This window comes from Enterococcus sp. 2STP, from assembly GCF_032465635.1.
Lineage (GTDB): Bacteria > Bacillota > Bacilli > Lactobacillales > Enterococcaceae > Enterococcus_B > Enterococcus_B lactis.
The window spans coordinates 262870-275130 of the sequence record NZ_JAWDJH010000013.1 but is presented as its reverse complement, the minus strand read 5'-3'; the positions used below and the strand labels follow the sequence as shown (position 1 = coordinate 275130).

11 protein-coding genes and 1 rRNA gene are annotated in these 12261 nt (G+C 36.5%); 9 read left to right on the top strand and 3 right to left on the bottom strand.

Annotated features, from left to right (window positions below):
- The first annotated feature begins 11 nt into the window (after positions 1–11).
- The 5 genes from rrf (at position 12) to RWU19_RS05335 (ending at position 6366) form a co-directional block, all read left to right on the top strand.
- Positions 12–127 (top strand): 5S ribosomal RNA (gene rrf / locus RWU19_RS05355).
- A 330-nt stretch (positions 128–457) separates the two neighbouring features.
- Complete coding sequence (locus RWU19_RS05350) at positions 458–1303, top strand: Cof-type HAD-IIB family hydrolase (RefSeq protein WP_316002711.1); 846 nt, start codon at positions 458–460, stop codon at positions 1301–1303.
- A gap of 197 nt (positions 1304–1500) precedes the next feature.
- Positions 1501–2721 (top strand): exonuclease SbcCD subunit D, encoded by a 1221-nt coding sequence (locus tag RWU19_RS05345; RefSeq protein ID WP_123838226.1) that lies wholly within the window; start codon positions 1501–1503, stop codon positions 2719–2721.
- Positions 2718–5438, top strand: coding sequence for an ATP-binding protein (locus tag RWU19_RS05340; RefSeq protein ID WP_123838225.1), 2721 nt, complete (start codon positions 2718–2720; stop codon positions 5436–5438). The genes RWU19_RS05345 and RWU19_RS05340 overlap by 4 nt, the downstream gene beginning before the upstream one ends.
- Positions 5422–6366, top strand: a complete 945-nt coding sequence (locus RWU19_RS05335) for a 3'-5' exoribonuclease YhaM family protein (RefSeq protein ID WP_123838224.1) — start codon at positions 5422–5424, stop codon at positions 6364–6366. Before RWU19_RS05340 ends, RWU19_RS05335 begins: the two co-directional genes overlap by 17 nt.
- 67 nt (positions 6367–6433) lie before the next feature.
- Here RWU19_RS05335 and RWU19_RS05330 read toward each other — a convergent pair whose 3' ends face one another.
- The 3 genes from RWU19_RS05330 to RWU19_RS05320 all read right to left on the bottom strand — a co-directional run bounded on the left by RWU19_RS05330 (position 6434) and on the right by RWU19_RS05320 (position 8396).
- Positions 6434–7444: a peptidylprolyl isomerase gene (locus RWU19_RS05330; protein WP_002291335.1), complete on the bottom strand. Its 1011-nt coding sequence runs from the start codon at positions 7442–7444 to the stop codon at positions 6434–6436.
- 177 nt (positions 7445–7621) lie between these two features.
- Positions 7622–7969 carry a YtxH domain-containing protein gene (locus RWU19_RS05325; RefSeq protein ID WP_123838223.1) on the bottom strand — a complete coding sequence of 116 codons (348 nt, stop codon included), beginning with the start codon at positions 7967–7969 and terminating at the stop codon, positions 7622–7624.
- Complete coding sequence (locus tag RWU19_RS05320) at positions 7962–8396, bottom strand: HIT family protein (protein WP_002291337.1); 435 nt, start codon at positions 8394–8396, stop codon at positions 7962–7964. Before RWU19_RS05320 ends, RWU19_RS05325 begins: the two co-directional genes overlap by 8 nt.
- 137 nt (positions 8397–8533) lie before the next feature.
- Here RWU19_RS05320 and RWU19_RS05315 point away from each other — a divergent pair, with 137 nt between their 5' ends.
- From RWU19_RS05315 to trmB, 4 genes are all read left to right on the top strand, one after another.
- Positions 8534–9271 carry an ABC transporter ATP-binding protein gene (locus RWU19_RS05315; RefSeq protein ID WP_002309930.1) on the top strand — a complete coding sequence of 246 codons (738 nt, stop codon included), beginning with the start codon at positions 8534–8536 and terminating at the stop codon, positions 9269–9271.
- Positions 9264–10475, top strand: coding sequence for an ABC transporter permease (locus RWU19_RS05310; protein WP_123838222.1), 1212 nt, complete (start codon positions 9264–9266; stop codon positions 10473–10475). The genes RWU19_RS05315 and RWU19_RS05310 overlap by 8 nt, the downstream gene beginning before the upstream one ends.
- A 204-nt stretch (positions 10476–10679) precedes the next feature.
- Positions 10680–11462, top strand: coding sequence for a phosphotransferase family protein (locus tag RWU19_RS05305; RefSeq protein ID WP_002291341.1), 783 nt, complete (start codon positions 10680–10682; stop codon positions 11460–11462).
- A gap of 68 nt (positions 11463–11530) precedes the next feature.
- Positions 11531–12193 (top strand): tRNA (guanosine(46)-N7)-methyltransferase TrmB, encoded by a 663-nt coding sequence (trmB, locus tag RWU19_RS05300; RefSeq protein WP_002315629.1) that lies wholly within the window; start codon positions 11531–11533, stop codon positions 12191–12193.
- The last annotated feature ends 68 nt before the right edge of the window (positions 12194–12261 follow it).

Sequence of the window (12261 nt, the reverse complement as noted above, 5' to 3'; positions counted from 1 at the left end):
TAACACCACAGTGTGGTGGCGATAGCGAGAAGGATACACCTGTAACCATGCCGAACACAGAAGTTAAGCTTCTTAGCGCCGATTGTAGTGAGGGGTTGCCCCTTGTGAGAGTAGGACGTCGCCACGCAAAGGTAAAAAGATGAACTAGAAATAGTTCATCTTTTTTTTGTTTAAATCTTTTACTAAATTGAACTAATAGAGTCTTCTATGAATATCGAAGTTAGTTTTCACCTACTTCGTTTTTTTATAGTTGGTTATTATAAAATAACGATATAATTGATTTTGATACAATACACGTTTATTTATAAATCAAAAATATAGAGAACAGTATACAAATGTCCGTTCCTATTCTTAAAATGATTCTTATACTTACTTAAATTAGGTATAATTAGTATATGTTTTGTGAGAAATTTAGACTTATAATCAGCAGTGAATGTATAATTAACGTATAGGAGACATGGATGAAATGAAACTAATTGGTATAGATTTAGACGGTACTCTTTTGAATTCTGACCAGAGCATTAGTCAAAAAAATGCAAGAACAATGCAACATTTACCTAAAGACTGTTTTCCATTCATTTGTTCTGGAAGAGAAGTAGAAGACATTAATAATATTCTCAAAAAATCTGGTTTAATGGTTCCAGCAGTAGGATTAAATGGTTCTGTTGGATTTGATGGAGAAAAAAAGATATTTGAGTCTTTTTTCGATAAAAAGGATGTAAAAAAAATTGATTCTGTCATATCGAAATTTCCAACTAAAATATATACGAATCTCGGAAGTTATGAATCGCAGAACTATAAAAATAAAATGAAAAAAATCTTTCACGAGGTAGGTAGTGAATTTTCTGTCAAGGAGTTGAACTATGAGCTTGAGTATGAAAAATCTATTTGTTCTATTCCTTATAATAATATTGAGGAAATTATAGAAAAGGATGATATCAGCATTTACAAATTTTTTATTTTTATTCCCAATCGTCAATTGAAAGCGAATATATTTAACCGTTTGAAAAAGATGCTAAATGTGACTGTTACTGAATCAGCACCTGTAAACATTGAAATCGTGCCTCAAAATGTATCGAAAGGCACGGTGTTTGATCGTTTGGAATCAATCTACAATTTAAAAAAACCTTTGAGAATCGCGATCGGGGATAGTTTAAATGACTTATCTATGTTTGAGAGTGCAGATATTAGTTTTGCAATGGGAAATAGTCATCAAGAGATCATGAAAAAAGCTGATTATATTACCGTTTCAAACGATAAAGGCGGAGTATCTCAAGCTTTTGAAAGAATTCTTACCATATAAACTAATTTAGGGAGTATAGAATATAAATATTTAGGATTGTGACAAAAATCATGTCACAATCTTTTTTCGAATAAACTCATTTTTTGAAGCCAGCCATTTATCGTAATTTCTTTGCATAATACGAACAAATTTTCGGTTATTGATGAAAAAAAACATTGAAAATGGTATGATAAAAGAAAAAGAGGAGGGAATTTTTAATGGTGAAATTTATCCATGCGGCAGATTTACATATGGATCGGTCATTTGAAGGACTGACAACTCTAGATAAAACTGTACAGGAAAAACTATTGAAGACGAATCTGACCGTTTTATCAAATATCATTGAACAGGCAATAATAAATAACGTTGATTTTGTTTTACTTGCAGGAGATAATTTTCATCAAAATCGTCCTTCATTAAAAATACAGAAACATTTTTCAGAACAGATGAAACGGTTAGAAAAAAACCATATACCTGTATTTATAATATTCGGAAATCATGATTTCTATCAAAAAGAGCGGTATTGGTTCTCCTTTCCTAAAAATGTCCATTTATTTACATCCGAAACGGTAGAGACAAAAAAAATAACGATAAAAAGTGGCGAAACTGTCTCTCTCAGTGGATTCAGTTATCGACAACCATGGATTCAAAAAGACAAAGTGATGGAATTTCCTTCTAGAGAACTCACAGATTACCATATTGGTTTGTATCATGGGGAACCTGGTACCTCGCAAAAAGGGAACTATGCCCCTTTCCAACCTTCAAAAATGCAAGAAAAAGGATACGATTATTGGGCTTTGGGGCATATCCATGTGCCAACAGTTTTAAATGAAAAGCAAACCATCGTTTATCCAGGTGCGCCTCAAGGACACACTAAAAAAGAACAAACTTCTACGTCCATTCTACTTGTTGAATTAAGTAAAGGAAGTTGTCAAATACATCCGATTAAAGTAGCAGAGGTCTATTGGAAGACAAAGGAAATATCATTGAGGCAAGCGAAAACGACAAAAGAGGTCATTGTCCATATTCGTCAGCAACTTTCAAAAGTAGAAGATGGGTTTAGTTTAATTGAGATAAAATTAAAAGATTATGACCATCTCAATACAGATGTTCTAGAGAGAATACAATCAGGAGAGTTATTAGATTATCTGTTAGAGGAATTTTCAGATAGGATAAGGGATTTATTTATGTGGCGTATTTCTCTCATGGAGGATACTTTTTATGCGAAGATTCCACTTGCTGCTTCTGCTAAATTGATGGAACAGCTATTTCAATACTATCAGACACCTCAAGATTTCCAACAAATTTTAAATGAAGTATATAGTCACCAAGAAGCGGCTAAAATATTGAGCGAACTGCCGGAATATCAAGAAGAAACACTTGAAAAAGCCAAGCAGCTACTTAATCAAGATTTTTTATTTGAGGAGGATCAGGAATGAAGATTTTAAGGATCGAGATTGCTGCTTTTGGAAAATGGCGTCAAAAAAGTTTTGATTTTTATTCAGGCAATCAGCTGATCTATGGGGGAAACGAAGCAGGAAAATCAACGATTTATCAATTTATCCAAGCCATCTTATTTGGATTCCCTTCAAAAGGCCGTAAAAAAAAGGATTATACACCAAAAGACGGCTCAGCCTATGGCGGCAAAATATGGCTTATACATCCTGTATACGGTGAGTTTGCTGTCGAGCGCTATAAACAGCAAAATCGTGGAAAATCGAAGGTATGGCTGGGGAACCAAGTTGGAAGTGATGAATTACTAGAAAAACTGATTGCACCTTTGACGAAAGAGTTATTCCAGCAGGTATTTACTTTCCAGCAAGAACAGTTGATGGAACTAGATCACTTGAGAGAAAAAGAGCTACATGATGCACTGATTTCTTTAGGGATTACGGGCAGTTCTCAAGTATTCCAAAAAAGACAAGAATATTATCAGAAAGCACAACAGTTATTCAAGAAAAAAGGCCAAAAACTGCTGATCAATCAAAAATTAAATGAATGGAAAGAGCTTCAAGAAAAAATCCATCTAAAACAAGAACAGGAAGCTTATTTTGGCAAGTTGATCCAACAAGAACAGGAATACGAGTCGCAACAGCAACAGTTACTGGAACAACTACATGAGGCGAATAAACAATTTGCACTAGCCAGACAGCAAGAACTCAATTTTTCTTTATATGAAGAATGGCAATCCCTCAAAAAAAACATCGCCACAGGTCTTCCTGATGAACAACTTCTTCTTGATCTGGAGTCTTTTTCCAAACGGTATCAGCAAACAAATGAGCGTTTAGAAGAATTAGAAGCAACTCTGGAAAAGCATAGCGGGATGGATCAGCAGTCAGCTAGATATTATTTTTATTTAGAGCAGGAGCAAGAACTAAAAGACCTCCAACAACTCCAATTTACAACGGAACAATTAAGCGAAGAATGGCAAAGACTTCAAATAGAGACTAGAGAAACAAATTCAGAATTGAAGATTTTGGAACAAAGATGGCAGTGGCAGAAAAATCCGTTACCGGAAGAATTTTTATATGAAGAAGAGTGGAAGAATCTTCTGGCTGAAGAAAGAAGGATTGCTGATCTAGAAAGCCAGATTTCTGTGCGTCTCCAGATAGCTAAAGAACAGCAAAAAATGATCGAAGCAGAAGTGAATGAGTTGGAAGAGACTTATCCAGCATTATTACAAAATCAGTCAGAGATAGCACCAACTCCTTCATCTAAACCCTATATGCTAATTGCTGGCGGAGCAATAATCATTGCAGGCATACTTGTACCAATGCCCTTAAAAGTGATCTTTTTATTGATTGGTGCAGGCATGGTGGGCTATTTCTTTTACAAACAGCAACCAAAGGTCAAACCTAAAAATGATTTCTCAGAAATAAAAGGAATGTGGCAAGAAAAACTAGGTCAGCTTGATTTAGCTTTAGCCCAATTAGCAGAAGCAGAAGAAAAACAAAAGAGAATCGAAGAAGAAAAACAGATTCTTCAGCAAGAAGTATATCGTTTTGCTGATCATCGGCACTTAGGAAAGATGGATACACTCAAACTCATGAAAGAATATGGGCAAGAAGTCATAGATTATCAGAAATTGTATGGCGTATTTGTGCGGAAACATAAAAGAGAGCAGGAAATCCAAGAAAAACTACAACAGATCGATCAGAAATTTGAGTTTGTTAAAGAATGGCTACCCATACAAGATAAGACGATCTCAGAAAAAATGGCTATGCTTTCCCGTTTTATCCAAGAAATGGAACAGATGAAATTTGCCAGAAGCTATCAGCAAAATACTTTATTGAAGCAAGAAATCAATCAATTGAAAAAGAAACAAAAAGTATGGATACAAGAATACAGCGAACAATTGAGCCAAGCTGGATTATCTTATCCTTCGGAAGTACCTGTCTTTTTACAAAAAGCCAAACAAGCCGAACAGCAGATGAAAAGGTACAATGAACTGTCAGAAATGCTTCGTCCACTGTTTCCTGAAGAACTGACGAAAGAAAAATTATCTGTAAGACTGCGGCAATTGAAAGAAAAACAAGGCCAACTACAGCAAGAAGAAAAAGAAGCAAGTGAAAATCGGCAACGACTCCAACTTCAAGTAGAAGAGCTGCAAAGAGACGGCACATTGGACGAACTCTATCAACAAGCTAGCCGACAAAAAGCAAAATTGCAGGAATTGCTGGAGGAATGGGGCGCATTTGAAATCGCAGGGACATTCTTAGGCGATCTTTCAACAGAGATGAGTGAGAGACAATTACCTCAGTTGTTAAAAGCAGCGGGTGATTATTTAGGTATTTTAACAAAAGGAAATTATCAGAAGATATTACTGAAAAACGATACACTGACTTTAACAGACGGATATACAGACTTTCCAATCTATGAGTTGTCTACAGGTACGAAAGATCAGCTGATTATGGCGATGAGGTTTGCTTACCTCTCGTTAGAAGCCAATCGTTCGATATGCCCGATCATCATAGATGATGGCTGGCTTCATTATGATCATCAGCGAAAGTATCAATTAGCTGAACTTTTAGCTAAATTTGGAGAAAAGTATCAAATAATTTGTTTTTCTTCTGATAAAGAAATGGTAAGCTATTACCATGAGATGAACCAAACCGTAAAACAATTAGAAGGAGCAAATAATGAAAAAAATTCGTGATTTAGTAATCGATGAGCAGTTTGAGCAATTTGTCCTGATCAAAAGTGCAGATGTAAGAATCGCTAAAAACGGAAAAAAATTTATTGCTTTTACTTTCCAAGATACTTCAGGTACCATCGATGGCAAGTACTGGGATGCTTCGGAAGAGGAAATCAATAAATTTACAGCCGGCACAGTCGTTTTTCTAAACGGTAAAAGAGAGGTTTATCAAGGGAACCCGCAAGTAAAGATTCTTCACATGCGTTTAACAAGGATGGATGAGCCAGGGGAACCTAGTTTATACATGGAAAGAGCCCCTTTGAAGAAAGAAGAAATGGAAGAAGAAATCAATCAATTATTATTTGAAATCACAAATGCACATTGGAATCGGATCGTTCGCTATCTACTCAATAAATACCAAAAACAATTTTTTGAGTTTCCGGCAGCCAAAAGAAACCATCATGCATTTGCCAGTGGATTAGCTTATCATACTTTGACAATGCTTCACTTAGGAAAATCAATTGCGGATGAATATCCTGAGTTGAATCGCCCATTATTATATGCGGGTATCATTTTGCATGATTTAGGAAAGGTGATCGAACTTTCCGGTCCTATTTCGACAGAATATACGCTTGCAGGGAATTTAATCGGTCATTTGGTATTGATTGACGAAGAAATAACTAAAGCCTGTCTTGCGCTGAAAATCAGCGAAGCTGACGAAGACGTTCTCGTATTACGACATATGGTTTTAGCACATCACGGCCTATTAGAATATGGTTCACCTGTACGTCCAAGAATAATGGAAGCAGAAATATTACATCAAATCGACAATATTGATGCTTCCATGCAGATGATGTTGACTTCGATTCGTCAAACAGAACCAGGAAAATACACAGATCGGATTTTCGGTATGGACAACCGAAGTTTCTATGTACCAAAAGATTTATAGCAAAAATTTATTTTTTTCATTCAAAACAAAAAAGCGAGACATAAGTCTTCGCTTTTTTTGTTTTCTTTTATTTTGATGAATCAGTTGTTTCTTCAGTTGAAGATTCTTTTGTTGAATCAGTTGATTTTGTGTCAGAGCTCTTTGTTGAAGATGTGGCTTCACTTGAGTCTTTCGTACTTGATGAAGTTGTTGTGAATGCACTCAACACATTTTCAAAGGCATCATCTTTGATTTTTACATTTGCATCTTTTAATTCTTCACCGATTACTTTAGTCGTGAATGTATTATCACTTAATTTTGTTTCAGTAGCGATTTCTTTTAATTGATCTTTGTATTTATCCATGTCGTTACCTTTATTTTGGTTTTTCACCATTTTGACAACATAGTATTCTGTTGCATAAGAAGTAGTATTTGTTGCAGTAATAACGTCAGAGACTTCGCCGTCTTTCAATTTGAAAGCTGCTTCTTTTACTTCTGCAGGAATGGTTGTTGTCGTCGAGTCGAATTTGACTTTACCGCCATCTTCTTTTGTCTCTGAATCAGTCGATTTGTCTTTGGCTAATTTAGAGAAATCATCCCCATCGTCCGCTGATTTTTTTACATCTTTGGCTTCATCTTCACTTGATAATTTGATGATTTGTGCTTCTACTTCTGGATGGAAAGATTCCCAAGCAGTTTTCAAATCATCATCTGTAATATCTACATGAGCCTTCAAACCAGCTTCAAAAGCTAGATTATTACGGATATATTCTTTATAAGAATCTTTCGTATACCCAGCAGTTTCTAATTGTGATTCAAAAGTATCACCTAAAGATTTCGCTTGTTTGTCGTATTCTGCATCCACTTGTTTATCTGTTACTTTATCGCCGTATTTGTTATTGAATACTTTATAGATGATCATCCGTTGTACTAATGATTGGTTCGATGATTCGAGCTTTGCTTCATCGTAGAAATCAGATACAGTGATCGTTCCGCCTTTCATCGTTGCGATATCTTTATTGGTATCGCCTGAACAAGCCGCTAGAGTTAAAACAGCCAACGCACTAGTAGCTGCCAAAATAATTGATTTTTTTTTCATTAATGTTTGCACTCCTGTAATTAGTTATTATTTTTTATATATTAACTATACCATATCCCATGCCCTTTAAAAGCGTTCTCGTGATAGTTTCAAACAAAATTCAAAATTTCATCACATTCCTTGGAAATGTGCAATTATTCCTCTATTAGACAGTCGTATCTGTTGAGAAAATGATCATTATTGCATTTGATCAGGATACTCAGGCAGATCAGCTGTTAGTTTTTCTACTTGTTCATTGATTTGGGCGATACGTGGTTCGGCCTGGAATTTAAAATCTTCGATATCTTTGTTGATGGCTTCTTGGAAAGCGGGAATCACAGATTCAGCTGTTTCTTTTGTCTCGATCAATGCGCTTTTAAAATGATCCAAGCTGTTATTTAAATCGTTTGTCAGAGTGGTTGCTTCTTCCAGTTCTTCAATCAGTTTTTTTCTTGTTTCGTTCCCACTCCTAGGTGCAAATAACAGACCTCCGACAGTTCCAGCAGCAGCTCCGAATAACAGTCCTTTGAAAAAGTTTTTAATCATCGCTGTGCACCTGCTTTACGATTGTTTCTTGAATAGCTTTTAGTTCTTCTGGTCCATAACTGTCTTGATGGTTGCCAAAGTGGATAGAAAAATCGTCCTCTTTGCTATAGCGAGGAACTAAATGGATATGTGAATGAAAAACAGATTGATAAGCTAATTCACGGTTGTTATTCAAGATATTAAGACCTTTCATTTCTGGAAAAGCTTTTTCTAATGCTTGAGCAATCTTAGGCACACGTGAAAAAACTTCTCCTGCAAGTTCAGGATCATATTCAAAAATATCTGCTACATGACGTTTAGGGACAACTAACGTGTGTCCTTTCGTTGCTTGAGAAATGTCTAAAAAAGCATAGACTTTGTCGTCTTCATAAATTTTATAGCTTGGGATTTCTTGATTGATGATTTTGCAAAAAATACAGTTTTCCATAAAAAACATCCTTTCCATAAAGAATAAATACTTCAGCTTAACTTTACCATAAGTTAAAGCCATTGTAAGGAAAAAAACAAAATACCGTCATTTTCTTCATGGTATAATAAATAAAAATAAATGGCGGAGGAAAAAGAATGAGTTTAATTATCGATCATGTCACAGGAGGGTATGGCCATCTCCCTGTGTTAAAAGACATCAGTTTCAACGTACAGCCTGGAGAGATAGTAGGATTGATCGGGCTGAACGGAGCAGGGAAAAGTACAACCATCAAGCACATTATCGGTCTGTTGGAAGCTACAAAGGGAACGATAGAAATCAATCATCTATCTTTAAAGAAAAATACGGAAGAATATCGTAAACAAATTGGGTATATTCCAGAGACGCCTTCTTTATATGAAGAATTGACTTTGAGGGAACATATCGAAGTCACTGCGATGGCCTATGATATACCTATGGACACAGCAATGAAAAGAGCTGAAAAGCTACTGGAGACTTTCCGTTTGTCTAATCGCCTTGACTGGTTTCCGGCTAATTTTTCAAAAGGGATGAAGCAGAAAGTGATGATCTTATGCGCCTTTTTGATCGAGCCTTCTTTATATATCATTGATGAACCATTCTTAGGATTGGACCCACTAGCTATCAATGCGCTGCTTGAATTGATGGTAGAGATGAAAAAAGAAGGAGCCGGTATTTTGATGTCTACGCATATTTTAGCTACTGCAGAAAAATACTGTGATCGTTTTGTGGTCTTACATAACGGAGAGATACGAGCAGATGGGACCCTTGAGATGTTGAGAAAAGAATTTCATCTGCCGGATTCTTCTTTGGACGAAATCTATATCGCTTTAACAAAGGAGCAGGCACATGAGTAGTTTTTTTCAAAAACGTTTAGCAAGGCATCAAAATAAAATGATGAAATATATGCGCTATGTGTTGAACGATCATTTTGTTTTAGTTTGTCTTTTCTTAATTGGTGGCGTGGGATTGTACTATTCTAGCTGGTTGAAAACCTTGCATCCGCCTTTTGCACTTGGGGGAATGATAATCTCTGTATTTTGGATGCTCTGTTTATTTGTAGGCAAGATGGCTACTTTTGCGGAGGCAGCAGATATTGTTTTTTTACTTCCGAAAGAAAAAGAAATGCAGACCTATTTGGAACGAGCTTTTCGCTATTCTTGCATTTTTCCGATGATCCTTTTGATATTGGCATGCGGATTTGCTATGCCATTAGTGGTGGTTAGTACTCAGCAAGTCTTTTCGATGTTTTTCGTCTATCTGATCATATTATGGAGTTTGAAATTCAGTCATCTGCAAATTAAGCGAGCAGAATTGTTTCGGCTAGATCAACAGGTCATTCGTTATTGGAAAACAGGTTGGTTACTTTCTTCTATGCTCATTTTGCTTCTTTCATTTTATTGGCTGGTCTGGGCAGGGGTAGCAGGTGCATTGGTACAGGCAAGTCTATATTACTGGTTTTTGTGGAAGCAACAGGAAAAAGGATTGGATTGGGAGAAAATGGTGCACGCAGAAGAACAAAGGTTGCATCAAATCTATCAATTTATTAATTTATTCACCGATGTTCCTGAAATTACGGCAAAGGTAAAAAGAAGACGCTACTTGGATCCTCTATTGACTCATATTAAGAGAGAATCAAAAAACACTTATCTTTACTTGTTTGCAAGAAGATTGGCAAGAGGTTCTGATTTTAGTGGTCTTTATTTCCGGTTAGTAATTATAGGTGGGCTATTGATTTTCGGAGTGATCGACTTTTATTTTAGTCTGATAATCGGTTCTTTATTTTTATATTTGATCGGGTTCCAATTGTTGCCTTTAGCGAGCCAGTTCCGCTATATGGTGCTCGTTCAGCTTTATCCGATCCATGAGAATCAGAAGAAGCAGGCGATCCAGTATCTGCTCACATGGGTATTAGTTATCGCATCGGTTATCTTTGGGTTGATTGCTGCAGTCGTATTGGATGGTCAGCAGCGATGGGTTCCGCTAGCGGCTTATTTGATTGTTACGGGTCTCTTTGTTAAACTATATGTACCAACTCGTTTGAAGAAGATGTCAGACTGAAAACAAAGCTGTGTAGGATAAAAATGAACTGAAAAATAGAGCGTTGACAGTAAGAATGCTGTTCGTTCTATTTTTTTTTTGAGAAAAGTCGGTTTTTTGAATGGCAAATAAATGAAAAAGAACGTATATGTGCTTGACGTGTAGTGATCAGGCGACTAGAATAATAAGTACTGCAAAACAAAGAGTAAGAGGACGGGAGAATGCATGATGGAGTTTCAGTTAGACCAAGAGTGGCGGTTACGTCCCATCAAAGGCGATACAGGAAAAACATACATAGGCATGCGTGATGAAGACAAAGTCTTTATTAAACGAAACACGACTCCGATGTTGGCTGCTCTTTCAAGGGAAGGAATTACACCAAAACTTGTTTGGACAAAACGAACGGGGAATGGCGATACCTTGACAGCACAAGAATGGCTAGAAGGCCGCTTGCTAACTCCTAATGAGATTGGTCAAAGAAATGACGTAATTGATGTTTTGTACCATTTACATCATTCAAATTCTCTTAAAACCATGCTGACCCGTATCGGCGGACGTGTTATGACGCCGGAGAAGATGTTGCAAAAATATGAAAAAGAATTACCAGAAGAACTCCAGAAAAATCAATTTCTGCAAATCGTCCATCGATTTCTTCGTGAGCAGATCCCGCCGATAGATAAGGAAAATCTATCAGTAGTGCATGGAGATGTAAATCATCGAAATTGGTTAGTATGTAAAAATTATTTATATCTCGTGGATTGGGATTCAATCATGTTTGCAGACCCTGCGGTAGATATTGCAACGATTTTAGGAAATTATGTGCCTCTATCCAGTTGGAATCAATGGCTGATCAGTTATGGCATACGTCCGACTGACGAAATGCTTGAAAAGTTTCACTGGTATGCGGCCATGAATTTGCTCCAAGAAATCACTAGATACTGCAAACGTGAAGATCATCGACGAATGAACGAAGAAATTTTACAATTAAAACGAATTTTCAGTGGCTGAGGTTTGGCCCAAACTCTGCGGAGATTTGGCCAGACCTTTTTAATTAGAGAAAGGAATGGAGATAAATAATGCGTGTCCGAAATCGTCCGGGAGCAGCGGAAATGTTAGCGGCTCACCCGAATTTTGTAATTAGTGATCCAACATTGTGGAAGGGAAAATGGAATGAATTGTTTGGAAACGATCATCCAATCCACATTGAGATTGGAATGGGGAAAGGCCAGTTCATTACTGGAATGGCAAAAGCCCATCCTGAAATCAATTATATTGGAGTAGAAATGCAAGTAAGTGTTGTTTCTATAGCATTAGACAAGTTGATCGAACAACCGCTTCCTAACCTGAAGCTTCTGCATGTGGATGGATCAGCATTGACAGAATATTTCGCTGACAGCGAAGTAGATCAGATCTATCTGAATTTTTCTGATCCATGGCCGAAAAAACGACATGAAAAACGGCGCTTGACATACAAAACTTTTCTTGCTGTAGATGAACAGATCCTCCGCCCAAATGGAGAAATCCACTTCAAAACAGATAATCAAGGATTGTTTGAGTATTCGCTGGCAAGTTTTTCTCAATATGGCATGATCCTCAAACAGGTATGGTTGGATTTGCATCAAAGTCAATTTGAAGGCAATATTATGACGGAGTATGAAGAAAAATTTTCTTCGAAAGGTCAACGTATTTATCGAGTAGAAGCTCGATTTCAAGATAAGACCAAAAAGAAAAGTCTGTGAATGAACTTTTTACTTTCATAAAAATATAAATCAAATCCCAGAAAACACATTACATCTGTCATGTGCAT

What these genes read in the sequence shown, in the direction of transcription:
- RWU19_RS05350 (WP_316002711.1), top strand. Translation starts at nt 458, where the DNA reads ATGGATGAAATGAAACTAATTGGTATAGATTTAGACGGTACTCTTTTG.
- RWU19_RS05345 (WP_123838226.1), top strand. Translation starts at nt 1,501, where the DNA reads ATGGTGAAATTTATCCATGCGGCAGATTTACATATGGATCGGTCATTT.
- RWU19_RS05340 (WP_123838225.1), top strand. Translation starts at nt 2,718, where the DNA reads ATGAAGATTTTAAGGATCGAGATTGCTGCTTTTGGAAAATGGCGTCAA.
- RWU19_RS05335 (WP_123838224.1), top strand. Translation starts at nt 5,422, where the DNA reads ATGAAAAAAATTCGTGATTTAGTAATCGATGAGCAGTTTGAGCAATTT.
- RWU19_RS05330 (WP_002291335.1), bottom strand. Translation starts at nt 7,444, where the DNA reads ATGAAAAAAAAATCAATTATTTTGGCAGCTACTAGTGCGTTGGCTGTT.
- RWU19_RS05325 (WP_123838223.1), bottom strand. Translation starts at nt 7,969, where the DNA reads ATGATTAAAAACTTTTTCAAAGGACTGTTATTCGGAGCTGCTGCTGGA.
- RWU19_RS05320 (WP_002291337.1), bottom strand. Translation starts at nt 8,396, where the DNA reads ATGGAAAACTGTATTTTTTGCAAAATCATCAATCAAGAAATCCCAAGC.
- RWU19_RS05315 (WP_002309930.1), top strand. Translation starts at nt 8,534, where the DNA reads ATGAGTTTAATTATCGATCATGTCACAGGAGGGTATGGCCATCTCCCT.
- RWU19_RS05310 (WP_123838222.1), top strand. Translation starts at nt 9,264, where the DNA reads ATGAGTAGTTTTTTTCAAAAACGTTTAGCAAGGCATCAAAATAAAATG.
- RWU19_RS05305 (WP_002291341.1), top strand. Translation starts at nt 10,680, where the DNA reads ATGATGGAGTTTCAGTTAGACCAAGAGTGGCGGTTACGTCCCATCAAA.
- trmB (WP_002315629.1), top strand. Translation starts at nt 11,531, where the DNA reads ATGCGTGTCCGAAATCGTCCGGGAGCAGCGGAAATGTTAGCGGCTCAC.